We start from the raw sequence: 24,632 nt of genomic DNA, 5'->3' as shown, positions 1-24,632 counted from the left end.
GGGGAGTCGCTAGGGTTTCCGGGATGACCGACCAGGCCGCCCGCAAGCCCTTCCTCTACGTCGTCGTCTGCGCCGCCGGAATCGCCGCGGACGTCAGCGAACTGATCACCGCCGCGCAGGAGCGGAACTGGGAGGTCGGCGTCATCGCGACGCCCGTCGCCATGAACGGCTTCTTCGACACGGCCGCCGTCGAAGCACAGACGGGTCGCCCGCTCCGCTCCGCCTGGCGCACCCCGGGCGAGCCGCGCCCCTTCCCGGCACCCGACGCCCTGGTCCTCGCACCCGCCACCTTCAACACCGTCAACAAGTGGGCGGCCGGCATCGCCGACACCCTCGCACTGGGCACCCTGTGCGAGGTCGCGGGGCTCGGCGTGCCGATCGCCGTCCTGCCGTGCGTGGCCGACGCGCTGGCCGCCCACCCCGCCTACCGGGACAGTCTCGAACGGCTGCGGGGGACGGGCGTGCGGTTCGGGGAGCCGTACACCGGAGAACCGGGCGAGGACGGCGGGCGGCCGGAGTTCGGCTGGGAACGGGCGCTGGACCTGATCGAACGGGACTGACGGTCAGCCGCAGCCGACCGTGGGTCCCTCCACCATGCCGCCGGTGTAGAGCGCCTGCCCGCGCGGCATCCAGTAGCCCAGCTTCGAGACCACCGTCGAGCAGGCCGAGCCCGGTGTCACCTGGACCCGCACGGTGGCCGGACGGCCCGGCTGGAGGTCGGTCAGCGCACAGTCCACGGAGTACGTCAGCCGGTCCTCGGACGGGGCCCGTCCGATGAGCGGATTGACGCACCGGGCGTCCGTCGTGCTGATCCGCACCCCCGTGCTCTCCTCGCCGATCAGCCCGAAGCGGGCACTGCCGTCGCCCTGTTCGCTGTCGCGGTACACCCGGTAGGTCAGCGTGGTGGTGGCCCCGCGGCGCAGGGTGGTCCGGTCGACCTCGACCCGGTGCGTGGGCCGCTGCTTCGGCGCGCTCATGGTGAGCACGGCCCGGACCGTGCCGCGCAGGTCCACTCCGCTCGGCGTGGAGCGCACGTGCACGGTGGCCGTGACGTCGTAGATCCCCGGGCCGGGGTACGGCTGCGAACCGGGCAGTGTCCCGGAGGCGACCGTCTTCCCCTGGTGTTTCGCCGTCCAGGTGCCGGAGGTCAGACAGGCGTACCGGACGGACGTGCCGGGGCGGTGGCAGTTCGCGGGCGCCGAGACCGCCATCACCGGGGTGCCGCTGCCCGCGCACAGGCTGACCGCGGCCCGCTCGCCGTCCGCGCCGCGCAGGACGCCCGCGGGTGCGCACAGCGTCGCCGGTCCCTCGGCCACCGGAGCCTGGGCCCTGACCTCGTGTCCGGGCGGGGCCGGACGGCTCCAGGCGGTCGAGATCAGGGCGAGGGACGCCGCGGCCGCCCCGGTCAGGATCCTGAGTGTCCTCCGTCGTACCGCCACGCGTTCTCCCCTGCACCGCCGACCGGCCGGGCGCCGGTCACCTGCGCCGAGGATGCGGCAGCGGTCCGCCCGCCCCGCCGCTCCCACGCCGTGCGGTCACCTGGGGGCAGCAACGATGACGGCCCGTCAGCCGCCTCGGCGCACCCTGCCTTCGAGCGCACACGAGCACGTACGCTCCCCCTGGAAACCCCTCCCGAAGGCAGGAGCAGCAACGATGCAGTACGTGAAGCTCGGTTCGACGGGCCTGGACGTCTCCCGGATCTGTCTGGGGTGCATGACCTACGGCCTGCCCGACCGCGGCCGTCACGAGTGGACCCTCGGCGAAGAGGCCTCGCGCCCGCTGATCCGGCAGGCGGTCGAGGCGGGGATCAACTTCTTCGACACGGCGAACGTCTACTCCGACGGCACCAGCGAGGAGATCGTCGGCCGTGCCCTGCGCGACTTCGCCCGCCGCGACGAGATCGTGCTCGCGACGAAGGCGCACGGTCGCATGCGGCCCGGGCCGAACGGCGCCGGACTGTCCCGCAAGGCGATCCTCACCGAGCTCGACCAGAGCCTCACCCGCCTCGGCACCGACTACGTCGACCTCTACCAGATCCACCGCTTCGACCCGCACACCCCCGTCGAGGAGACGATGGAGGCCCTGCACGACGTCGTCAAGGCCGGCAAGGTCCGCTACATCGGGGCCAGTTCGATGTACGCCTGGCAGTTCTCCAAGGCCCAGTACACCGCGCGGCTGAACGGCTGGACGCGCTTCGTCTCCATGCAGAACCACTACAACCTCATCTACCGCGAGGAGGAGCGCGAGATGCTGCCCCTCTGCGCGGACCAGGGCGTGGGCGTCCTGCCCTGGAGCCCCCTCGCCCGCGGCCGCCTCACCCGCGACTGGGACACCACGACCGAGCGCAGCGCCACCGACACCTTCGGCAGCAATCTGTACCAGGAGGGCGACCGCACCATCGTCGAGGCCGTCACCCGCATCGCGGCCGACCGCGACGTCCCCCGAGCCCAGGTGGCCCTGGCCTGGCTGCTCCACCAGCCCACGGTGACGGCGCCGATCGTAGGAGCGTCGAAGCCCCGGCATCTGGAGGACGCGGTGGCCGCAGTCGACCTCCAGCTCAGCGACAAGGAACTCGAGGAACTGGAACGCCCTTACACGGCACATCCGATCGCCGGGCACTGAGTTTCTTGGGGGCGCGGGGCTGCCGCGGACGAACTACGGCCTTCCCGCGGAGCGATCAGTGAGGCCCCTGCGGCGCGAACTCCGTCCCGCAGGGCCCCGCCCCCTCGCTCTCCTCCAGAGCCACCCGCCCCCCACTCATCGACAACGTCCGGTAGAACCGACCGATCCGCTCCGCCGACCGCCCCACGTAGTGCCCGATGAACGACCGCCGGAACCGATCACCCGAACGGTTCGGCTGCGACCCGTGCACCAGGCTGCCGTTGAAGAACAGAACATCCCCCGGCGCCATGTCCACCGGCACCGGCGCCATCCCGGGCGGCGGCGGAACGTACTCCCGGGCGAAGGAAACACCCGCGTCCGCCTCCTCCGGGCAGAACACGTCCATCCGGTGCGTGCCCGGCACGACCTCCAGCCCGCCGTTCTCCCGGTCGATCACGTCGCACGCCAGCCACGCCGCCACGCACGTGCCCGGCTCCACCCGCAGATAGAAGTTGTCCTGGTGCAGCGCCTGCCCCCGGGCGCCCGGCGGCTTGAAGTAGAACATGCTCTGCGCGGCCAGGACCTCCTCCCCGAGGAGCGCCTCCAGGACCGTGCGCAGCCGGGCGTCCAGCAGCACGTCCCGGGCGAGGCCGTTGATCTCGTGCGGGTGCATCACCCGCGGCCAGACGCGCAGCGGATCGGCGTCCGCCCCGGACGCACGCGGCTCGAAGTGCCCGGGAACCGGCCCGGCCGCGTGCATCGCCGCGAACTCACCGCACAGCCGCTCGATCTCGTCAGCCCCGAAGAGCCCGCGCACGACCGTGAAACCGTCCTCCTCGAACCCCTCCCGGTACCGCCGGAGCCCGGCGGGGTCCAGGATGGGAGCGTCGGCGGCGCCGTTGCCCGTGACTGTCATGAGCGCACTCCTCGATCGGGTGTCCACGGTCCGACACTAGGCCGCCCTGTCGTCGAGGAGGATGCCCGTGCGTGCTGACGGATTGCCCGGCACTGCTGCGAACGGGAACGACGGGGTCCCCGCCCCGCCGCCCGGCCTGGTCGTGCTCGGCCGTTTCGACCAGCCGCCCGGCTACGCGGTCAACCGCCCGCGTGGCTCGGCGAGCTGGCTCTTCACCTGGACCACGGGAGGCCGGGGCCGGCTGCGGCAGGGCGCCGTGGAGACCTCGGTCGGCGCGGGTGATCTCGTGGTGCTCGCGCCGGGCGTCCCGCACGGCTACGCGGTGGACCCCGGCGCCCGGCACTGGCGGTTCTGGTGGGCGCACTGCCAGGCCCGCCCGTCGTGGGCCGGGTGGCTGCGGCCGTACGACGCCGGCGACGGGGTGTACGTGGTCACGTCCGCCCCGGCCGGTGTGCACGGCCGCGTCGAGTCGGCGTTCCGGCGGATGCACACCGACGCCCGCTGGACCGGGACCGAGGCACCGGCCGTACCCGCGTCCCCGGACGGGCAGGTCGCCGTCGCACACGGCAGCGCGGCCCGCGAACTCGCCCTGTGCGCGCTGGAGGAGATCGTCCTCCTCACCACGGCCGGCGCCCGGCCGGCGGCACCCCGCCCCGGCCTCGACGCACGGGTCCGCCGGGCCGAGGAGCTGATCGCCGCCGACCCGGGCGCCCCGCACACCGTCCGCTCGCTCGCCGAGGACGTCGCCCTGTCGCCGTCCCGCTTCGCCCACCTGTTCAGCCGGCAGCTCGGCCAGTCGCCCATGCGCGCCCTGCGCGAGGCCCGGCTGCGGCACGCCGCGCGACTGCTGGAGGGCACCGACCTGCCCGTGGAACGGGTGGCCGCGGCCTCGGGTTTCGCCAGCCCGTTCCACTTCAACCGCGTCTTCCGCGAGCGCTACGGGATACCGCCCGGCGCGTACCGGACAAAGTACGGCGACCCGTCCGGCCCAGCGGTTTCCGGACGGCGACGGGAACCGGGCGAATACCTGCCATAAAAGCCGAGGGGGCAGCCCGGAAATCCCTTTCGGACCGCTGATTGACAGTTTGTCAAAAAGCCCTGGCCGCCTACGCAATGCACGAAACCGCGAGATCTCTTGTTCCCTGTCGCTGACCTGTGCAAAGGTGTGCCCTGTCGGCGTGCGGACAGCGCGCCGTTCTTTCGTATGCGCGAGGCCGCCGTGCCGGCATACCCCTTGGTATGGACTTTATTCCGCATGTCCTTGAGAGGAATGCATCCGTGAACGACGCAAGTCCGTCGAATTCCCCGGCCCCGGCCCGCAGGTTCGGCCCGACGGACGAGCAACTGAGCGCCGAGCTCAGGAAGTGGACGGGCGCGACGCCCGCACTTCATCCCGTCGGCGAGCTGCTGGACCGGCACTGGGAGGCGGCTTTCGCCTACGCCCGCCTGTGCACCGCCGGTCCGCATTTCGCCGGAATGCTCACCACCGCGGCCTTCACCCGGCTCTTCGGCGAAAGCCTGCGCCAGAACGGTCCGACATCCGCCTGGCGGCCCCACCTGCTCGTCACCGTACGGCGGATCGCGGCCGAGTGGGCCACCGACCACCGACGCGAGATGCTCCACCCGGATCTGCTGTCCGAGGGCGGTGACGGGGAGCGGCCGGCCGCCCGGCTGCTGCCGCGGCAGCACCGGCGTCTGCTGTCCGGGGCCTTTCAGCGGCTGCCCCAGTCGGCCCGCTGCCTGCTGTGGCACATCGAGGTCGAGGCCGAACCGCTCACGGTCCCCGCCGGGCTGCTCGGCCTGGACGAGGAGGGCGCGCGGGTCGAACTGGCCCGGGCCCGTGACCGGATGCGCGAGGAGTGCCTCCAGCTGCACCGCGAACTCGCCCCCGACGAGGAATGCCGGCGCTATCTGCGTCTGCTCGACGTGACGTATCGGCGGGGCGCCCTCGAACTCGACCCGGATCTACGCGCGCATATCGAGGGATGCGGGCACTGCAGCGCCGCCGCGGACCAGCTCGACCGGTTCAACCACGGGCTCGGCGTCGCCCTGGCGGAGGCGGTGCTCGGCTGGGGCGGGCAGGACTACGTGGAGAGCGCGTCGATCAGCGCCGCGGAGGCCTCCTCCGAGAGCGGCGTTCCAGGGGACCCGGCCGGCACGGAACCGGCCGGTGGTGCCGCGCGTGCGGCGTTCCCGGACCCCGTCGCCCTCGCCGGCGCGGTGGGAGAGTCGTTCACCGACCCCGTCGACCCGGTGCCCGCGCCACCCGCCCCCGCCGCCGAAGGGGAACCGGGGACCCCGTCGCAGGTCCGGGCCCGGAAGCAGAACCAGACACAGGACCAGGCGCAGGCCGCAGCGCAGGCCCTGGCCCACGCCCAGGAGGCATTCCCCACCATCCCGCCCGACGCGCCCGCACCGGCCGCCGGAACGGCCCCCGGCCCGGACGCCGTGGGCCCGCGCACCGCCTCTCCCAGACCCGCCTCTCCCAGATCCGCCCACAAGGCGGCCCGCCGTGCCGCCCGCCGCCGTAACCTCACCGTGGGCGTCCTGACCGTCAGCGGCCTGGTCGTCCTCCCGCTGGTCCTGTGGTCCGTCGGCAACTCCGGCGACGCCGCCCCGCCGACCGCCGCGGACCGCCCCTCCGACGCATCCGGCCCGGGCGCGGCCGAGCCGACCGGTGACCCGTCCTGGATCGGCGCGGGCGAGCCCCGCAAGGGCGCTCTGCGCGGACGGCTGCACAATGTCGCCTCCGGCCTGTGCGTCGGCATCGAGGGCAAGAAGGCCGTCGAGGACGCGGAAGCCACACTCACCACCTGCTCCTCGGCCCCCGCCCAGCAGTGGACGTACGAGACCGACGGGCTGCTGCGCAACGGTGCCGCCCCCGACCTGTGCCTGGACTCGCGGCTCGGCTACTCGGTGCGGCTCGCCCCCTGCACGGGGACGTCCCGGCCCGACATCAAGGACATCAGCTACGACTTCATCCTCCAGGGCGCCCTGGTGCCCCGCCGGGACCAGGAGCTCGCCCTGGCCCCGGCCGCGACCGACGGCTCGGGGTCCCTGGTCCTCAAGACCCGGGCGGACGACGAGGTCCAGCGCTGGGTGATCGACACCTCCAAGACCGATCTCCAGATGGAGGCCGTCAACTGGGAAGCCGCCGCTCCGGTGCCGCAGCCCGAGCCCACCCCGACCCCCACCCCCACACCGTCGAGGACACCCGAACCGACCCCCACCCCGACCGCCGCTCCGTCGACGTCCCGGCCGGCGCCCACGAGCCCGTCGCCCAGCACCACGTGCCACTACTACGGCTACTCCTGCTCCTGGAACGGCGACCAGGGCTACCCCGGCTACGGCTATGGCTCCGGTTACGGCCATGGCTACGGCGGTCGCAGCCGCTGACCGGGCGCGACTCAGCTCCCGACGACCTCCAGCGACAGCCACAGCGCCACCACGGCCGGCACCAGCGCGGCGGGTACCGCGAGCAGCCCGAGCCGGGTGAATTCCCCGAGCTCGACGCGATGCCCGTGCTGCTGCACGATCCGCCGCCACAGCAGCGTCGCCAGCGATCCGGCGTAGGTCAGGTTGGGGCCGATGTTCACGCCGAGCAGCACCGCCAGCACGGCGCCGGGACCGGCCCCGGCGGTCAGCGGCAGCAGCACCAGCACCGCGGGCAGGTTGTTGATGAGGTTCGCCAGGACGGCGGCCAGTACGGCCACGCCCAGCAGCGCGAGCAGGCCCGAGCCGTCGGGCAGCACACGGTGCAGCGCGTCGGCGAGACCGTTGTCGACGACCGCGCGCACCACGACGCCGAGCGCGAGCACGAACGCCAGGAACGCCGGGGCCGCGGAGCGCACCACCGTCAACGGGGTGGCCCGCCGCCGCAGCAGCGCCCGCCCGGCCAGCACCAGCGCACCCGCCAGCGCGGCCCACGCCGGTGCGATCCCGAGGGCGGAGGCCACGACGAACCCGGCCAGGGTGCAGCCCACCGTGACCAGGGCGAACAGCGGCAGCTCGGGAGGCCGCGCGGTGTCGACGGCGGGGAGCGGAGCGGCCAGTTCCCGGGCGAAGAACCGCCGGAAGATCACATACTCGGCGCCGATCGCGACCAGCCAGGGCAGTGCCATCAGCGCCGTGAACCGGGTGAAGCTCAGCCCGCTCGCCGTGAAGGCGAGGAGGTTGGTCAGGTTGGAGACCGGCAGCAGCAGCGAGGCGGTGTTCGACAGGTGCGCGCACGCGTAGAGGTGCGGCCGGGCCTGGACGCCCATCCTGGTGGCGGTGGCGAGCACCACCGGTGTCAGCAGGACGACCGTGGCGTCCAGGCTGAGCACGGCCGTGATGACGGAGGCCAGCGCGAACACCGCGGTCAGCAGCCGCCCGGGACGCCCCGCCGCCCAGCGGGCCATCCAGGCCCCGCACGCCGTGAACAGTCCCTCGACGTCGCAGAAGTGGGCGAGCACCAGCACGGCCGCGAGGAAACCGACCACGGGCCCCAGCCGCTGGATCTCCTCCCACGCGTGCGTGGGCGAGATCACGCCGACGGCGACCGCGAGCCCGGCGGCGGGAACCGCCAGTACGGCCTCGGGCAGCCCCTTGGGGCGGACGACGGCCCAGACGAGCACCGCGGCCAGCAGCGCCACGGACAGGACTTCGGCGAGCGGGGTGTTCAGGGCGGGGTCCTCCGGGGCGTGTGCAGGCGGTGCCCGCCCATGAAACCAGGCTCCGGTAAGAACGCTCACATCACGTCGAGCATCGTCAGCTCGGCCCAGATCGTCTTGCCCTCGGGGGTGTGCCTGCTGCCCCAGCGCTGGGTGAGCTGGGCGACCAGGAGCAGACCGCGGCCGCCCTCGTCCCAGGTCTTGGCCCGGCGCAGGTGCGGCGCGGTGTGGTTGGTGTCGGACACCTCACAGATCAGGGTGTCCGCGTCGTGGATCAGCCGCAGCCGGATGGGCTTGGCGCCGTAGCGGATGGCGTTGGTGACCAGCTCGCTCACCACCAGCTCCGCGGTGAACGTGGCCTCGGTCAGCGTCCAGCGCTCCAGCTGTTCGACGACCTGCTTGCGGATGGGGGCCACCAGCGCCGGGTCGGCCGGGATGTCCCAGGTCGCGACCTGGGAGGACGGCAGACCGCGGGTGCGGGCCAGCAGCAGGGCCACGTCGTCGGCGGAGCCGCCCGAGGGGAGCAGCGCCTGCAGCACACGGTCGCAGATCTCGTCGAGCGAGCCGACCGGGGCCGACAGGGACTCGCGGAGCATCCGCTGGCTCGTGTCGCCGTCCCGTTCGCGGCTCGCGAGCAGCCCGTCCGTGTGGAACGCCAGGACACTGCCCTCCCGCAGCTCCACCTCTGCGCTCTCGAACGGCAGTCCCCCGACACCGAGCGGGGGACCGGAGGGCAGGTCGAGCTGCCGGGCCGGGCCGTCCGGTGGGACCAGGAAGGGCTGCGGGTGCCCGGCCCGGGCCAGGGTGCAGCGCCGCGACACCGGGTCGTACACCGCGTAGAGGCAGGTCGCGCCCACCTCACCGGTGCCGGCCGCGTCTTCGCCGCCGGACTCCTGGGACAGCCGGACGACCAGGTCGTCGAGGTGGGTGAGCAGTTCGTCGGGGGCCAGGTCGATGTCGGCGAGGGTGCGGACGGCGGTGCGCAGCCGGCCCATGGTGGCCGAGGCCTGGATGCCGTGGCCGACGACGTCCCCGACGACCATGGCGACCCGCATCCCGGACAGCGGGATCACGTCGAACCAGTCGCCGCCCACACCGGAGCGGGTGGCGGGCAGATAGCGGGAGGCCGCCTCCACCGCGGCGGTGCGCGGCAGATGGCGCGGCAGCAGGCTGCGCTGCAGCGCGAGGGTCGTCTCCCGCTCGCGGGAGTAGCGGCGCGCGTTGTCGATGCAGACGGCGGCCCGGGCCGTGACGTCCTCGGCCAGCAGCACATCGTCGTCCGTGAAGTCCTCGGGGCGGCGAAAGCGGGTGAAGACCGCGACCCCGAGGATGGTGCCCCGGGCCTGGAGCGGGACGGACATCGTGGAGTGGATGCCGTACTCGCGGACCCGACGGAAGCGGACCGGATCCCAGGCGAGCCACCGTTCGAGGTCCTCCTCCGATCCCGAGGCCACCACCGCCTGGCCCGCGATCAGCGAGGCGGCCTGCGGGGAGGACTCCGGGTAGACCTCGACCTGCCCCGGCTTGGTGACGGCCTCGGGGCTGCCCGAGTTGACCGACTGGTGGGCGGCCCGGCGCAGACTCACCGGCGGGGCGGGCGTCCCCGCGGACTCGCCGCCGTGCTCCCGGGTGTCGAGCAGGTCGACGCTGACGAAGTCGGCGAGCGCCGGGACGCACACGTCCGCCAGCTCCTGGGCCGTACGGGTGACGTCGAGGGTGGTGCCGATGCGCACGCTCGCCTCGTTGACCAGTTGCAGCCGCTCCCGTGACCGGTACTGGTCGCTGAAGTCGTGGGCGGTCACGCACACGCCCCACACCTGGCCGGACGGGCCGGTGAGCGGTGCGATCCGGGCCAGCCAGGCGTGCGCGCCCCGGGTCTCGCCGCTGGCCTTCATGTACGTCTGCATGTCCTGCCGGCGGCCGGTGCTCAGCACCCGGCGCAGATTCTCCTCGAGCTCGATGTTCTGCGGCCGGCTGCCGATGTCGGTGGGTCTCAGACCCCGCAGACGGTCGGCGGGCATGCCGAGGAGGTCCGCCATGGCTTCGTTGACACCGCGCAGCCGCAGCCCCTCGTCGAAGATCATCGTGGCGCAGGGTGACTGGGTGAGGGCCGCCCGCACCAGCGGGTCGTCCTCCGGCCCCAGGTCGTCGGCCTCCGGCGGGGACACCGCGAACCACTCGGCCGCCTCACCCTCCGGCGGTCTGCGGTGGGCGAGCACCCACACGGACACCGTGCGGCCGTCGCGGTGACGCAGCGCGAGCATGCCGCTCCAGCGGGCGTCCTGGGGCGCGGGCGGCGCGGCGGCGTCGTCGGCCAGCAGCTCGGCGGCCGGGCGGCCCACGACGTCGGCGGACGTGTGGCCCAGGAGGCGGCGGGCCCCCTCGTTCCACCCGGTGAGCGTGCCGTCGGCGGCGATGACGACACGGGCGGCCACGCCCTCGTCCAACGGCTCGTCCGGGATCATCGTCGCCACTCCATACGGACACTCACAGTGATCAGGGAGGTCGCTTGAGTTCCAGCCTAGTCCGTAGGCGCCCGACGTGAACCGGTAACCCCGAGGGCGCCCGGCTGTGCGGGGTCGGGGCGTGATTCCGGCCGATGTGACGCCTGGGGCAGAAGGATGTCGACGCACCCTTGACGGCCCTGTGTGACGCCTCGACAGAATCTGTTTGTTCGCGATCAGTTGTGATTGCTTCTGGGTCTTAATGAGGGAGAGCCTCCATGTCGGTCACGCGCAGATCGGTCCTGCTCGCCTCCGCGGCCGCGCCCGCGGCCGGAGCGCTGCTCGGCGCCCCGGAGGCGTGGGCCGCCGAGGAGGTGCGCGACGCGTCCGGGCGCAGTACCGTCGCCCTGCGCGACGGCTGGCGCTTCGCCCTGGTCAACCCGGGCGGCATCACCGACCCGACCGGCGCCTACGCCGACGCCGCGCTGCCCGGCTACGACGACTCCCGGTGGCGCGAGGTCGCCGTCCCGCACGACTGGAGCATCGAGCAGGCCCCCACCACCGAGCACGGCACCACCAGCGGTACCGGCTTCCTGCCCGGCGGCCTCGGCTGGTACCGCCTCTCCTTCACCCTGCCGCCCGCCCTCGCGGGCCGGCGGATCTCGGTGGAGTTCGACGGCGTCTACATGGACTCCCACGTCTACTGCAACGGCGAGGAGGCCGGCCGTCACCCCTACGGCTACACCGGCTTCGCCTTCGACCTCACCGACCTGGTGCACACCGACGGCACCACCGAGAACGTGATCGCGGTCAAGGTCCAGAACCGGCTCCCCAGCAGCCGCTGGTACTCGGGCAGCGGCATCTACCGCGAGGCCCGCCTGGTGATCACCGAGCCGGTGCACGTGGCCCGCTGGGGCACCCGTGTCCTCACCCCCGAGATCTCCGCCGAGCGGGCCGTCGTACGGATCGACACCACGGTCGTCGACGCCGCGGGCGCGGGCGCGGACGTCGAGGTCGTCTCCCGGATCGTCGACCGGAAGGGCCGCACGGTCGCCCGTACCTCCTCCACCGTCGCCGTCACCGACGAGCGGACCGAGACCCACGAACTCACCGTCAAGCGACCGGAGCTGTGGGACATCGAAGCCCCGCACCGCTACACCCTGCACACCGAACTGCGCGTCGGCGGCCGGACCACCGACACCTACCGCACGCCCTTCGGCTTCCGCACCTTCCGCTTCGACCCGGACGAGGGCCTCTTCCTCAACGGCACCCACCACAAGCTCAAAGGCGTCGACCTCCACCACGACCTGGGCGCCCTCGGAGCCGCCGTCAGCAAGGACGCCATCCGCCGCCAGATGCTCATCATGAGGTCGATGGGCGTCAACGCCTTCCGCACCTCCCACAACCCGCCCTCCCCGGAGATGATCGAGGTCTGCGAGGAACTCGGCATCGTCATGCTGGTGGAGGCGTTCGACTGCTGGAAGAGCCCCAAGACGCGGTACGACTACGGCCGCTTCTTCGACGAGTGGGCCGACAAGGACATCGCGGAGATGGTCCTGGCCGCCCGCAACTCGCCCGCCGTCCTGGTGTGGTCCATCGGCAACGAGGTCAGCGAGTTCACCTCCACCGCCGGTCTCGCCATGGCCGACCGGCTCATCGCCGCCATCAAGGCCCACGACGTCACCCGCCCGGTCGTGATCGGCTCCCACCGGCACCGCAGCGTGCCCGCCCCGGGCTCTCCCGGCGATCTGATCCTCGCCAAGATCGACGGCCTGGGCCTCAACTACAACACCGCCAAGTCGGTGGACGCCCTGCACGCCCGCTATCCCAAGCTGTTCCTGTTCGAGTCGGAGTCGTCCTCGGAGACCTCCACCCGCGGCGCCTACCAGGAGCCCGAGCACCTCAACACCGGCGAGGACCACACGCCGGGCCGGCGCGCGACCTCCTCCTACGACAACAACCTCGCCTCCTGGACCATGAGCGGCGAGTACGGTCACAAGAAGGACCGGGACCGCAAGTGGTTCGCCGGGCAGTTCCTGTGGTCGGGCATCGACTACATCGGCGAGCCCACGCCGTACGACGTGTTCCCGGTCAAGGCGTCCTTCTTCGGCGCGGTCGACACCGCGGGCTTCCCGAAGGACATGTACCACCTCTTCCGGAGCCAGTGGACCGAGCGGCCGATGGTCCATCTGCTTCCGATGACCTGGAACCACGCCGAGGGCGACACGGTCGAGGTCTGGGCGTACGCCAACGTCGACACCGTCGAACTGTTCCTCAACGGGAAGTCGCTGGGCGTACGGCGGTTCGACACCAAGAAGACCGTCGACGGCCGCTCGTACCTGGAGACCACCGAGGCGACCGGCGACGACAAGACCTTCACCGACGGCCCCTACCCCGGCAGCTACACCAGCCCGAACGGCAGTGCCGGAAAGCTGCACCTGACCTGGAAGGTGCCCTACGAACCGGGGGAGCTGAAGGCCGTCGCGCGCCAGGGCGGCAAGAAGGTCGCCACCGATGTGCTGCGCACCGCCGGTGCCCCGCACGCGATCCGCCTGACACCCGACCGCGATTCCACCGCCGCGGACGGCCGTTCGCTGGTCTTCGTGACCGCCGAGGTGGTCGACCGGCGCGGCGTGGTGGTGCCCGGCGCCGAGCACCTGATCTCCTTCGAGGTGGCGGGCGGCTCCCTCGCCGGGCTCGACAACGGCCGGCAGGAGAGCGCCGAGCGCTACCAGGCGAGCACCCGCACCGCCTACCACGGCAAGGCCCTCGCCATCGTTCGCTCGGGCACGAGGACGGGCACGGTGAAGGTGACCGCCCGCGCCGACGGCCTGCGCACCGGCACGACGACCGTCCGCGCCACCCCGGCCCGGGACCGGGCCGAGACGGCCCCGCCCGCCTTCGGGCCGGAGCATCCGGCTCCGCTGGACCACCCGCACGCGGACGCCAGTTACTCAGGCCGCCCGGACACCCTGCCCGCCGCCATGCTCGACGGCGATCCGGCCACCGGCTGGTCCAACGGCTTCTTCAAGCAGGCCACGGCCCTGCTGCCCGCCTTCGACGGGGCCCGCGGCGAGGACTGGGTCTCGGTCGACCACGGGCGCACCCGCGGCTTCGACCGGGTGGATGTCTCCTTCACGGTGGACGCCACCCACAGCCTGCCCGCGGCGATCGAGGTGGCGGTGTGGGACGGCCGGGGGTGGCGGGCCGTGCGGGACACCGCGATCGACTGGGCCACCGCCTCCGACGCCCCGACCGCGATCACCTTCAAGTCCGTCCGCGGCTCCCGGATCCGGCTCACCCTGACGAGCCGCCACCCCGACGAGGCGCGGGGTGCGATGCGTATCAGCCGACTGGACACGGCCTAGGCCACACCGGTCCGGACGGGCGGCGGACAGCCAGTCCCGTCCGGACCGTTGACGGAGTGTCACATCAGCCACAACCATGGCGGGCATCCGCATCTGGGAGCGCTCCCACGAGGAGCGCCACCCGCACCTCACCAGAGGAGCCCGGACGTGAAACGACGCAGAACCGCCCTGCTGTCCCTGACGGCCCTCCTGGCGACCGCGCTCACCGCGCTGCCCTCCGCACCGGCCGGGGCCGAAGAGGTCGAACAGGTCGAGAACGGCACCTTCGACACCACCACCGCCCCCTGGTGGACGACCAGCAACGTCACCGGGGGCCTGTCCGACGGCCGGCTCTGCGCCGACGTACCCGGCGGCACCGCCAACCGCTGGGACGCCGCCGTCGGACAGAACGACATCACCCTCGTGAAGGGGGAGTCGTACCGCTTCTCGTTCAGTGCGACCGGCACGCCCGCCGGGCACGTGGTGCGGGCGATCGTGGGCCTGTCGGTGTCCCCGTACGACACCTACTACGAGGTGACACCGCAGCTCAGCGTCTCCGGCGACCGCTACTCCTACACCTTCACCTCGCCCGTCGATACCGCTCAGGGCCAGGTCGGCTTCCAGCTCGGCGGCAGCGCGGACGCCTGGCGCTTCTGCATGGACGACGTCTCCCTGCTGGGCGGCGTCGCGCCGGAGCCGTACGAGCCCGACACCGGCCCCCGGGTCCGCGTCAACCAGGTCGCCTATCTGCCCGCCGGGCCGAAGAACGCCACCCTGGTCACCGACGCCACGGCGAAGCTGCCCTGGGAGCTGAAGAACGCCCGCGGCACCGTGGTCGCCCGGGGCACGACCGTGCCGCGCGGGGTCGACGCCTCCTCCGGGCAGAACGTCCACTCGATCGACTTCGGCGCGTACCGCACGAAGGGCACCGGCTTCACGCTGGTCGCCGACGGCGAGACCAGCCGCCCCTTCGACGTCGACGCGAGCGTCTGGGAGCGGCTCCGCCTCGACTCGGCGAAGTACTACTACACCCAGCGCAGCGGCATCGAGATCCGTGAGGACCTGCGGCCCGGGTACGGCCGCCGGGCCGGTCACGTGGGCGTGGCACCCAACCAGGGCGACACCTCCGTACCGTGCCAGCCGGGCGTGTGCGACTACAGCCTCGACGTCAGCGGCGGCTGGTACGACGCCGGCGACCACGGCAAGTACGTCGTCAACGGCGGCATCTCCACCTGGGAGGTGCTGAGCACCCACGAACGCGCGCTGCACGCCCGCACCGGCGACGCCGGCAAGCTCGGCGACGGCACGCTCGCCATCCCCGAGAGCGGCAACAAGGTCCCGGACATCCTCGACGAGGCCCGCTGGGAGCTGGAGTTCCTGCTGAAGATGCAGGTGCCCGCCGGGAAGCCGCTGGCCGGCATGGCCCACCACAAGATGCACGACGAGCAGTGGACCGGACTGCCGCTGCTGCCGAGCGACGACCCGCAGAAGCGCGAACTGCACCCGCCGTCCACCGCGGCCACCCTGAACCTGGCGGCCACGGCCGCGCAGGCGGCCCGCCTGTACCGGTCCTACGACAAGGCGTTCGCCGACAAGGCCCTGGCGGCCGCCCGCAAGGCCTGGTCGGCGGCGCTGGCCCACCCCGACCGTTACGCCTCCGAGAGCGACGGCGTCGGCGGCGGTGCCTACCCCGACAGCGATGTGACCGACGACTTCTACTGGGCGGCGGCCGAGCTGTATCTCAGCACCGGGGAGAAGCAGTTCGAGGAGTACGTCCTGAAGTCCCCGGTCCACACGGCCGACCTCTTCAAGCCCCTCGGCTTCGACTGGGCCCGCACCGGCGCGGCGGGCCGGCTCGACCTCGCGACGGTCCCGAACAAGCTCCCCGGCCGGGACAAGGTGCGCGAGTCCGTCGTCAAGGGCGCCGACCGCTACCTGGCCACCCTGAAGGACCACCCCTACGGCATGCCCTACGCGCCCGACGGCAACAAGTACGACTGGGGCTCCAGCCACCAGGTCCTCAACAACGCCGTCGTCCTCGCCACCGCGTACGACATCACCGGCGCCTCGAAGTACCGGGACGGCGCGCTGCAGAGCATGGACTACATCCTCGGCCGCAACGCGCTGAACCTCTCCTACGTCACCGGCTACGGCGAGGTCAGCGCCCAGAACCAGCACAGCCGCTGGTACGCCCGCCAGCTCGACCCCGGCCTGCCCCACCCGCCGAACGGCACCCTGGCCGGCGGGCCGAACTCGAGCATCCAGGACCCCTACGCACAGAGCAAACTCCAGGGCTGCGTCGGACAGTTCTGCTACATCGACGACATCCAGTCCTGGTCGACCAACGAACACACGATCAACTGGAACGCCGCCCTGACCCGGATGGCCGCCTTCGTGGCGGACCAGGGGTAGGGAACGTGCCCGGTGCCGGGGGAGTCCGCCGACAGGACGCCTCCGGCACCCGCGCGTAGCCTGGTCACATGCACGCGGTGCGGGTAGACGGCATCGAGATCGCCTACGACCGGGTGGGCTCGGGCCCGCCCCTGGTGCTCGTGCACGGCGCCACCGCGGACGCCCGCCTCTGGCGTGGCCAGGTCGCCGACCTGGCCGACGCGTTCACCGTGGTCGCCTGGGACGAACCGGGGACCGGCCGCTCCTCCGACGTACCGCCCTCCTTCACTCTCGCCGACTACGCCCGCTGTCTGGCGGCGGTGGTCAAGGACGTGGGCCTCGGCCCGGCCCACGTCCTCGGCCTGTCCTGGGGCGGGACCATCGTGCTGGAGCTCTACCGGCACCACTCCGATCTCGTCAGGACGCTGCTCCTCGTCGACACCTACGCCGGCTGGAAGGGCTCGCTGCCCGCGGCCGAGGTGCGGGCACGGGTCGAGGGGGCCGAGCGGCTGCTCGCGGTCCCGGCCGAGGACTTCGCGCCGACCATGCCGGGCCTGTTCGCGGGCGAGCCACCCGCCGAAGCCGTACGTCTGATGTCCGTGATGTCGGCCGACACCCGCCCCCAGACCATGCGGACCGAGCTCACCGTCATGGCCGAGGCCGACCAGCGCGACCTGCTGCCCAGGATCACGGTGCCGACGCTCCTGCTCTGGGGCGAGCTGGACACGCGCTCCCCGGTGGAGCAGGTGGCCCACCCGTTCCTGGCGGCGATCCCGCACGCCACGCTGGTCGTGCTGCCGGGCATCGGGCACCTCAGCAACATCGAAGCCCCGGAGGCCTTCAACCGGACGGTCCGGGAGTTCTGCCGCGCCCGTTCCTGAGCGGCCGGTCCCGGACGCTCACGCCTCCTCCTTGGGCACATGGGCGAGCTTGTCCGGATTGGCCACGACATAGATGCCGCGCACCCGGTCGCCCTCCGGGGTGAGGTCCAGCACCAGGACGGCGAACGGCGCGTCCCCGTCGAACAGCACGGCGGCGTCGTCGCCGTTGACGCGGCGGTAGCGCCAGACGGGGTTGCGCGGACCGCCGCGCCCGGACGTGAGCAGGCGGGCCACCTTGTCCCGGCCGTGCACCGGGCGCAGGCTCGCCGGCCTGCGTTTGCCGCCGGCGTCCGTCCACGCCGTGACGTCCGGCGCGAGGACCTCCATCAGCGCGGCGATGTCCCCGCCGAGCGCCGCCCGCACGAACCGCTCGGTCGCCTCTCGCCGCACCCGCGGATGCGCCTCGTAGCGCGGCCGCCGCGCGTGCACATGCTCCCGGGCCCGGTGCGCCAACTGCCGTACGGCGGCGGGGGAGCGGTCGATGACCTCCGCGATCTCGGCGTGCGGGTAGCCGAACACCTCGCCCAGGACGAAGACGGCCCTCTCCAGCGGGGTCAGCGACTCCAGGACCACCAGCATCGCCAGCGACACCGACTCGGAGCGCAGGGCGGGCCCGTCGGCGGTGTCGGCCTCGCCCTCGGCGACCAGGGGCTCGGGCAGCCACTCGCCGACGTAGGTCTCCCGCCTGCGGCTGATCGTGGCACGGCGGCGCAGCGCGTGGTTGACCGCCGCCCGCACGAGATAGGCGCGGGGGTTGTCGACGCCGGCCAGGGGAGCGCCGCCGCCCCGGGCCGTCCAGGACAGCCAGGTCTCCTGCAGGACGTCCTCCGTGTCGGCGACACTGCCGAGCATGTTGTAGACGACGCCGAACAGCAGCTCGCGATGGTCGACGAACACCCCGGTCGCCTCGTCGACCGGGGTGTCGGTGCCGGGTGCGGTGATCTCGGTCATGCGTGGTCCTCCCAGAGACGCGCTCACCACTGGGACCCGGGCGGGGGCCCGGAATGTGACATCGCCGGGGTGCCATGTGACGCAGGTCTCGGCGGCCGACCGGCGGTGAACCGCTCCCGGTACCGTCTGACTTCCTCTCTGACCTGGGGATATTTACGAGTCAGTACCCGAGCGGTACCTTGAGGGAATGCCAGCTCTCAACGTGGAGTTCAGCGACCGCGAACTCGAGGACCTGCGGCAGATCGCCAAGGAGCGCGGTACGTCGATGAAGGCGCTCGTGCGGGAGGCGGCCGCGGCCGACATAGCGCGCCACCGGGCGCTCCAGGAGGGCGCGGAGGCCTTCCGCAGGTTCTTCGCGACCCACGCCGACGAGTTCGCCGCCGCCTTCCCCGACGACGAACCGCCCGCGAAGGACGAGGGGCGGGCCGCCTGACCGATGGCCCCCGTCATCCATATCGACGTGCCCTGGCTGCTGCAGCGCCATGAGGAGGTCCTGCCGGACCAGCCCACCGTGAACGACTTCTCCGCGCTGGTCGCCGCCGTCGCCCGGCACCGCGTGGACCCGCCGCGTCTCGGGGTGAACTCCGACCCGGCCTGGCGGGCCGCCGCGCTGCTGCACGCCCTCGCCGTGCTCCGGCCGCTGCCCACGGCCAACGCCCGCTTCGCCTGTGCGACGGCCGTGGCGTACATGTTCGTCAGCGGCGCCGGCATCGACCCGCCCTATGGCGCCCTCGTCGACCTCGCCCGCGATCTGATGTCCCACACGACCGACGTCTACGGCGCGGCGGACCGGCTGCGGTCCTGGCAGATCTGACCCGATTCACACAGGGCGCACGGAAATGTCGAAAACGGGTGCGAGCAACGTACGTACGTTCCCCGTTTCTGACTTTCTGTCAATGGGCCGGATGTTGCACGGGCGCCTTGTTGGTCGTGTGGGGGTTGTGCAAGAGTGAAACACACGTGCGGGGGGAATGGCCGGGTGTCGCACGTGATTTGTGGACCGGGTCCGATTCGCCGCCGGTGAATTCGCACCTCCCGCGCTGCGCCAGAAAAGGTTCGCACCAACCGGGCTCCTTTTTCGGCGGCAGGACTTCTGTGTGTCACCTGCGCGTGGGAAGGAACCATCTCAGTGCCCACCCCCCACCCCCCTCGTCCCCCGTATCCCCCGCCCGGCGGGGATCCCGGGGAATCCGATGAATCACTCGCCGCCCCGCTGAGAGGCAGCCCGGAGGGCGAGGTCGCCGCCCATTCCGTCGCGCTGCTGACGACGCGGCACTGGCAGTCGGTGTACGACTACGCGGTCATCTGTCTCGCCTCGTCGGCGCAGGTCGCCGCCATGGTCACCGGGACCGCCTTCCACCGGACCCTCAACCGCGTCGCCTTCGGCGACTCGGCCGTCGCGCTGCGCCCGGTCCTGCTGGTGACCGTGCGCGACACGATCCGCGAGTGGTCCGGCGACGATCGAATATCCGCCGTACTGCCGGCGCTGCAGAAACCGGCCGGAGGGCGGGGGCTGCGCGCGGCGGCGTCCATGACGCCCGAAAATCGGGCACTCGCGGAGCGGGCATTCCAGGCACTTCCCGCCGCCGCGCGCTGTTTGCTCTGGCATGTCGAGGTCGAGGCAGATCCTTTAAGTGTCCCCGCCGGGCTGCTGGGCATGGACACCGACATCGCGTCGGCCGCCCTCGAACAGGCGCGTGACAAATTCCGTGAAGGTTGTGTACATGCCCATCGTGAACTCGCGCCGACCCATGATTGCCGGTTCTACAACCGCCTCCTCGACGTCCCGATCCGTCGGGGCGGCGCTCTGCTGCCGGACGTGCAGGAGCATCTGGCGGAGTGCCGCTACTGCCGGAACGCGGCCGAACAACTCAGCCATTTCGAGGGCGCTCTCGGCCCGCTGATCGCCGAAGCGGTGCTCGGCTGGGGCGCGCGCCGCTACCTCGACTCGCGTCCCGGCCGGGCCTCGCACGGTACGCGCGCCGGTCGCGGCGGCCGGCGCGGCGGCGGACGGTCCGGGAACGCGCGCCACCGTCTGCTGTCCCGGATCCCCATGCCCGCCCGCCGGGTCCCGGGGGTCCGGATCCCGGACGCGCTGCGGTCCTCCCGGGCGCTGCTCTCGGGCGTCGGCGCGGTCTCGGCCGGCGTGCTGGCGACGGTGCTCATCATCAGCGCGTCGTCGTACGACGGCGGCCAGGCCGACCCGGCCGGTTCCAACAGCGCCGCCGGCGGCAACGGCGGCGGGTCCGCGACACCGCCGGACACGGCCGGGCTGCCCACGGCCCCGGGCGTGACACGGCTGCGCAACGCGGGCGCCGACCTGTGCCTCGACATCCGGGACCTGCCGAAGGAGGGCTCGGGGGCGAAACTGGCCTCGTGCTCGACGGCGTGGACCCAGCAGTGGACGTACGAGAACGACGGGTTGCTGCGCAGCGTCGCCGATCCCGGGCTGTGCCTGGACTCGCACAAGGACGCCGGCGTCGTCGTCCTCGGCACCTGCGCCGAGGAGTACGCCGAGCGGGGCGAGGACGTGCGCTACGACCTCACCGTGCAAGGGGAGTTGCTGCCCCGCTGGGACGAGCAGCTCGCCCTCTCCTCCACCAACGACGACCCGGACGCCGACATCGTCGTCAAGGTCCGCGACCGGTCCGACGCACAGCGCTGGCAGCCGGAGCCCGTGCCCACGGCCGCGGGCTCCCTGTCGATCGCCGAGGAGGAGGTCCCGACGGCGCGTCAGGTGACAGCGCCGAAGAGCTGAACAGCCGAGCGGTGAACTCGGCCTCGCCCCGCCTCAGCCCGGCTGCTCCGTCACGTCGGCCGGGGAGACCGTCGCGGGCGTGGCGTGGCCCGACAGGGCCAGGGTGAGGTCGAGTTCGGCCAGGAGGCAGCGGATGACGTGCTCGACTCCGGGCTGCCCGTCGAGGCCGAGACCGTAGACGTACGGGCGTCCGACGAGCACCGCCCGCGCGCCCAGCGCGAGAGCCTTGAAGATGTCGTCGCCGGTGCGGACCCCGCTGTCGAAGAGGACGGTGAGCCGGTCGCCGACGGCGTCCACGACACGCGGCAGCGCGTCGGCGGCGGCCATGGACCCGGCCACCTGGCGGCCACCGTGGTTGGAGACGACGACGCCGTCCATGCCCGCCTCCGCGGCCAGCCGCGCGTCGTCCGGGTGCAGGACGCCCTTGAGGACGATCGGGCCGTCCCAGTTCTCCCGCAGGAACGCCAGGTCCGGCCAGGACTTGGCCGGGTCGGAGAACATGCCGACGAAGTGCATCACGGCCGCGTTCGGGTCCTCGTGCACCGGCTTGGCCAGACCCGCCTGGAAGGCCGGGTCCGAGAAGTGGTTGGCCGTGCCGACACCGTGGAGGAAGGGCAGATACGCCTGGTCGAGATCGCGGGGCCGCCACGACAGCAGCGGGGTGTCCAGGGTGACGACCAGCACGCTGAACCCGGCCGCCTTCGCCCGGTTCAGGAAACTGCGGGCCACCTCCGGGTCCTTGGGCCAGTACAGCTGGAACCACCGCTCGGCGTCGCCCATCGCCTCGGCGACCTGCTCCATGGGCGTGCTCGACGCGGACGACAGGATGTACGGCACGCCCTGCGCGGCGGCGGCCCGGGCAGCGGCGGGTTCGGCGTCCGGGTGCATGATCGACAGCACGCCGACCGGGGCCAGCGCCAGCGGGGCGGGCAGGGCGCGGCCCAGCACCTCGACCGACAGATCCCGTTCGTGCACGTCCCGCAGCATGCGCGGCACGATCCGGCGACGCTCCAGGGCCGCCCGGTTGGCGCGGGCGGTGCTGCCGTTCCCCGCGCTGCCCGCCACATAGCCGACCGGGCCGGGCCCGAGCCGCTGTTCGGTCAGCTCCTCCAGCCGGGTCAGATCGGTGGGCAGGCGCGGCACGGCACCCGTCATCCCGTTGAGATAGATCTCGTACTGGAAGTCGGCCCAGTGCTTCGCCATGTCGTCCGTCCCGCCTCTCGTCGCTGAGAACGCGCAGTACGCCGACCATACCGACCGGTAGGCAGGACGGGAGTGATCAGGGTCGGCTCGCCGACTCGTGCAGGACGCGTGCCAGTTCGCGCGGGCGGGAGAACATCGGCCAGTGGCCGGTGTCCATCTCGATCAGCTCCCAGCGGTCGCTCTCGAGCAGCTCGGCCACCACGGGCATCGGCGCGTCCCCGTCGAGCAGGCACTTGATGTACGTCGCCGGAAGCGCGCCGAGGTTACCCCGCAGCACGGCCGGTTCGGTGAGCGTGGCACCGGCCTGCTGGGTGCGGGGTCGAGTTCACGATCCGGGCGATCTGCTCGTCCGTCAGCCCCTGGCCCGCGTACTCCGGCGCGCCGAGCGGCGGCCAGTACCCGTCGTGGTCGGAGATCGACTGTCGTACGTCCTCGCTCGGCCAGCCCGACAGGAACGACTCCCCGTCCACCGGTACGTTCGCGTCGACGAACACCACACGCCGCAGCCGGTCACCGATCCGCTCGGCCGCCTGCCCGACCGGGACGCCCCCGTAGCTGTGCCCCACCAGCACGACGTCCCGCGGATCGAGCCGCTCGACCTCGTCGACGATGTCCCGGACGTGCGTCCGCTGCCCCGCCGGCAGCCCCTGCTTCTCGGCGAGGCCCGAGAGCGTCACGGCATGCACCTCGTGCCCGGCCGCGCGCGACTCGCCCGCCACCTCGTCCCACGCCCACGCCCCGAGCCATGTCCCCGCCACCAGTACGAAGTCGGTCATGCCGGCAACTTAGCCCCTGGGTCCGACAACGCCCCCTCGGCGCCGGGCCCCGTGATCGGCGGCACCGGCACCTCGACGGTCCGGGCCAGCCGGGCGCCCTCGGGGCCGTACACCGCCCGGGGTTCGGGGAACAGCCACAGCAGGGCCAGGAACAGCACCGCCGCCACGACCAGCGACAGCGGCAGGCTGATGTCGACACCGCCCGCCAGGTCGCCGAGCGGGCCGACGAACTGCCCGGGGATGTTGGTGAACAGCACGCCGAGCACGGCCGCCACCCACCAGGCGGTCATGCCCCGCCAGTTCCAGCCGTGCGCGAACCAGTAACGGCCGCCGCGCTGACGGCGGTTGAAGACCTGCAGCGCCTCCGGGTCGTACCAGCCGCGCCGCGTCCAGTAGCCCAGCATCATCACGACCATCCACGGTGTGGTGCAGGTGATGATCATCGTGGCGAAGGTCGAGATGGAGCGGACGAGGTCGAGCCCGAACCGGCCGGCGAAGATGAACGCGATCGACAACACGCCGACCAGCAGCGTCGCCTGGACCCGGGACAGCCTCGGGAACACGGACGAGAAGTCGAGCCCGGTGCCGTACAGCGCCGTCGTGCCCGTCGCCATGCCGCCGATCAGCGCGAGCAGGCACACCGGCAGGAAGAACCAGCCCGGGGAGATCGCGAGCAGCCCGCCCACGAAGTCGGGGGCCGCGGGATCGACGTACTCCGGCGCCTTGTCCGCGATGACGCTCGCGGTCGTCAGACCGAACAGGAACGGCAGCAGCGTCGCGATCTGCGACAGGAACGCGGCCCCGACCACCCTCCGGCGCGGGGCGCTCGCCGGGATGTAGCGCGACCAGTCACCGAGGAACGCCCCGAACGACACCGGGTTCGACAGCACGATCAGCGCCGCGCCGATGAACGACGGCCAGAACAGGTCCGTCGTCGCCGCGTCCGCCGAGTCGGTGAAGACGCCCGCGTACGACGGGTCGAAGTCACCCCCGAACGCCACCGCGCCGAGCAGGAACAGCGCGCTCGCCGAGGTCACCGCGATCTTGTTGACGAACAGCATGAACCGGAAGCCGTACACGCACACGGCCAGGACCAGCACCGCGAACAGCGCGTAGGCGACGGCGTAGGCCAGGTCGTCCCGGGCGAGTCCGAAGAGCCGGTGCGCGCCGCCGACCAGGGCGTCGCCGGAGCTCCACACCGAGATGGAGAAGAAGGCGACGGCCGTCAGCAGGGACAGGAACGAGCCGACCACGCGGCCGTGCACCCCGAGGTGCGCGGACGACGAGACGGCGTTGTTGGTGCCGTTGACCGGGCCGAACACCGCCATCGGGCACAGGATCAGCGCGCCCGCGACGACCCCGAGGAGGGTGGCCGCGAGGCCCTGCCAGAAGGAGAGGCCGAACAGGATCGGGAAGGCGCCGAGGACGCAGGTGGAGAAGGTGTTGGCGCCGCCGAAGGCGAGCCGGAACAGGTCCAGCGGGGTCGCGGAGCGCTCGGCGTCTGGGATCCGGTCGACACCGTGGGTCTCGACCTCCGTCAGGGACGGGGGAGACGCGGCGGGGGAGGAGTGGTCGGCGCCTGCGGGGCGTTCGGCCGGCGAGGACAAGAGGGCTCCAGCGGGGACGGATTCGGCGGAGCGCGGTGTGACGCGACTGCTGGGCGGACGGCCGCCCGCCGGCGCCGGGGTGTGCGGCGGCGCGCGGATGCCGTC

At 72.4% G+C, this 24,632-nt stretch carries 17 protein-coding genes and 1 pseudogene; 10 read left to right on the top strand and 8 right to left on the bottom strand.

Going from position 1 to position 24,632, the window contains the following annotated elements; translation table 11 throughout:
- Nucleotides 1-23 precede the first annotated feature (23 nt).
- Nucleotides 24-560, top strand: a complete 537-nt coding sequence (locus ACFT4A_RS13780) for a flavoprotein (protein WP_382829257.1) — start codon at nucleotides 24-26, stop codon at nucleotides 558-560.
- Nucleotides 561-563: 3 nt separating this feature from the next.
- On the opposite strand, the gene ACFT4A_RS13775 is transcribed toward ACFT4A_RS13780, so the two are convergent.
- The gene (locus ACFT4A_RS13775) at nucleotides 564-1,439 is read right to left on the bottom strand and encodes a hypothetical protein (RefSeq protein ID WP_382829255.1); all 876 of its coding nucleotides are present in this window, start codon (nucleotides 1,437-1,439) and stop codon (nucleotides 564-566) included.
- Between the two features lie 214 nt (nucleotides 1,440-1,653).
- Between ACFT4A_RS13775 and ACFT4A_RS13770 the strand changes: the two genes are divergently transcribed.
- Nucleotides 1,654-2,622 (top strand): aldo/keto reductase, encoded by a 969-nt coding sequence (locus ACFT4A_RS13770; protein WP_382829252.1) that lies wholly within the window; start codon nucleotides 1,654-1,656, stop codon nucleotides 2,620-2,622.
- 55 nt (nucleotides 2,623-2,677) lie between these two features.
- Here ACFT4A_RS13770 and ACFT4A_RS13765 read toward each other — a convergent pair whose 3' ends face one another.
- Nucleotides 2,678-3,517 carry a phytanoyl-CoA dioxygenase family protein gene (locus ACFT4A_RS13765; protein WP_382829250.1) on the bottom strand — a complete coding sequence of 280 codons (840 nt, stop codon included), beginning with the start codon at nucleotides 3,515-3,517 and terminating at the stop codon, nucleotides 2,678-2,680.
- 61 nt (nucleotides 3,518-3,578) lie between these two features.
- Here ACFT4A_RS13765 and ACFT4A_RS13760 point away from each other — a divergent pair, with 61 nt between their 5' ends.
- On the top strand, nucleotides 3,579-4,553 hold the full coding sequence (locus ACFT4A_RS13760; RefSeq protein WP_382829248.1) for a helix-turn-helix domain-containing protein: 975 nt from the start codon (nucleotides 3,579-3,581) through the stop codon (nucleotides 4,551-4,553).
- 242 nt (nucleotides 4,554-4,795) lie between these two features.
- Nucleotides 4,796-6,913, top strand: a complete 2,118-nt coding sequence (locus tag ACFT4A_RS13755) for a ricin-type beta-trefoil lectin domain protein (protein ID WP_382829245.1) — start codon at nucleotides 4,796-4,798, stop codon at nucleotides 6,911-6,913.
- Between the two features lie 11 nt (nucleotides 6,914-6,924).
- On the opposite strand, the gene ACFT4A_RS13750 is transcribed toward ACFT4A_RS13755, so the two are convergent.
- On the bottom strand, nucleotides 6,925-8,181 hold the full coding sequence (locus ACFT4A_RS13750) for an arsenic transporter (protein ID WP_382829726.1): 1,257 nt from the start codon (nucleotides 8,179-8,181) through the stop codon (nucleotides 6,925-6,927).
- Between the two features lie 65 nt (nucleotides 8,182-8,246).
- Nucleotides 8,247-10,634 carry a SpoIIE family protein phosphatase gene (locus ACFT4A_RS13745; protein ID WP_382829243.1) on the bottom strand — a complete coding sequence of 796 codons (2,388 nt, stop codon included), beginning with the start codon at nucleotides 10,632-10,634 and terminating at the stop codon, nucleotides 8,247-8,249.
- Nucleotides 10,635-10,891: 257 nt separating this feature from the next.
- Here ACFT4A_RS13745 and ACFT4A_RS13740 point away from each other — a divergent pair, with 257 nt between their 5' ends.
- The 3 genes from ACFT4A_RS13740 to ACFT4A_RS13730 all read left to right on the top strand — a co-directional run bounded on the left by ACFT4A_RS13740 (nucleotide 10,892) and on the right by ACFT4A_RS13730 (nucleotide 17,232).
- A complete protein-coding gene (locus tag ACFT4A_RS13740; RefSeq protein WP_382829242.1) occupies nucleotides 10,892-13,981 on the top strand; it encodes a glycoside hydrolase family 2 TIM barrel-domain containing protein in 3,090 nt (1,029 codons plus the stop codon).
- Nucleotides 13,982-14,128: 147 nt separating this feature from the next.
- The gene (locus tag ACFT4A_RS13735) at nucleotides 14,129-16,372 is read left to right on the top strand and encodes a glycoside hydrolase family 9 protein (protein ID WP_382829240.1); all 2,244 of its coding nucleotides are present in this window, start codon (nucleotides 14,129-14,131) and stop codon (nucleotides 16,370-16,372) included.
- 68 nt (nucleotides 16,373-16,440) lie between these two features.
- A complete protein-coding gene (locus ACFT4A_RS13730; RefSeq protein ID WP_382829238.1) occupies nucleotides 16,441-17,232 on the top strand; it encodes an alpha/beta fold hydrolase in 792 nt (263 codons plus the stop codon).
- 18 nt (nucleotides 17,233-17,250) lie between these two features.
- On the opposite strand, the gene ACFT4A_RS13725 is transcribed toward ACFT4A_RS13730, so the two are convergent.
- Nucleotides 17,251-18,183, bottom strand: coding sequence for a sigma-70 family RNA polymerase sigma factor (locus ACFT4A_RS13725; RefSeq protein WP_382829236.1), 933 nt, complete (start codon nucleotides 18,181-18,183; stop codon nucleotides 17,251-17,253).
- A gap of 187 nt (nucleotides 18,184-18,370) precedes the next feature.
- Here ACFT4A_RS13725 and ACFT4A_RS13720 point away from each other — a divergent pair, with 187 nt between their 5' ends.
- The 3 genes from ACFT4A_RS13720 (at nucleotide 18,371) to ACFT4A_RS13710 (ending at nucleotide 20,941) form a co-directional block, all read left to right on the top strand.
- A complete protein-coding gene (locus tag ACFT4A_RS13720) occupies nucleotides 18,371-18,616 on the top strand; it encodes a hypothetical protein (RefSeq protein WP_184587072.1) in 246 nt (81 codons plus the stop codon).
- 3 nt (nucleotides 18,617-18,619) lie between these two features.
- Entirely contained in the window at nucleotides 18,620-18,997 is a 378-nt protein-coding gene (locus tag ACFT4A_RS13715; RefSeq protein ID WP_382829235.1) for a toxin Doc, read from the top strand.
- Nucleotides 18,998-19,312: 315 nt separating this feature from the next.
- Nucleotides 19,313-20,941, top strand: a complete 1,629-nt coding sequence (locus tag ACFT4A_RS13710) for an RICIN domain-containing protein (protein ID WP_382829232.1) — start codon at nucleotides 19,313-19,315, stop codon at nucleotides 20,939-20,941.
- Between the two features lie 33 nt (nucleotides 20,942-20,974).
- Here ACFT4A_RS13710 and ACFT4A_RS13705 read toward each other — a convergent pair whose 3' ends face one another.
- The 3 genes and pseudogenes from ACFT4A_RS13705 to ACFT4A_RS13695 all read right to left on the bottom strand — a co-directional run bounded on the left by ACFT4A_RS13705 (nucleotide 20,975) and on the right by ACFT4A_RS13695 (nucleotide 24,527).
- A complete protein-coding gene (locus ACFT4A_RS13705; RefSeq protein WP_382829230.1) occupies nucleotides 20,975-22,144 on the bottom strand; it encodes a lactate 2-monooxygenase in 1,170 nt (389 codons plus the stop codon).
- Nucleotides 22,145-22,220: 76 nt separating this feature from the next.
- A pseudogene (locus ACFT4A_RS13700) lies at nucleotides 22,221-22,920 on the bottom strand (alpha/beta fold hydrolase).
- Nucleotides 22,917-24,527: a purine-cytosine permease family protein gene (locus ACFT4A_RS13695; protein WP_382829227.1), complete on the bottom strand. Its 1,611-nt coding sequence runs from the start codon at nucleotides 24,525-24,527 to the stop codon at nucleotides 22,917-22,919. The pseudogene ACFT4A_RS13700 and the gene ACFT4A_RS13695 overlap by 4 nt, the downstream one beginning before the upstream one ends.
- Nucleotides 24,528-24,632 lie beyond the last annotated feature (105 nt).

This window comes from Streptomyces sp. NPDC057099 (assembly GCF_042671245.1).
GTDB classification, from domain to species: Bacteria; Actinomycetota; Actinomycetes; order Streptomycetales; family Streptomycetaceae; genus Streptomyces; species Streptomyces purpurascens.
This window is presented reverse-complemented; position numbering and strand designations above follow the sequence as displayed.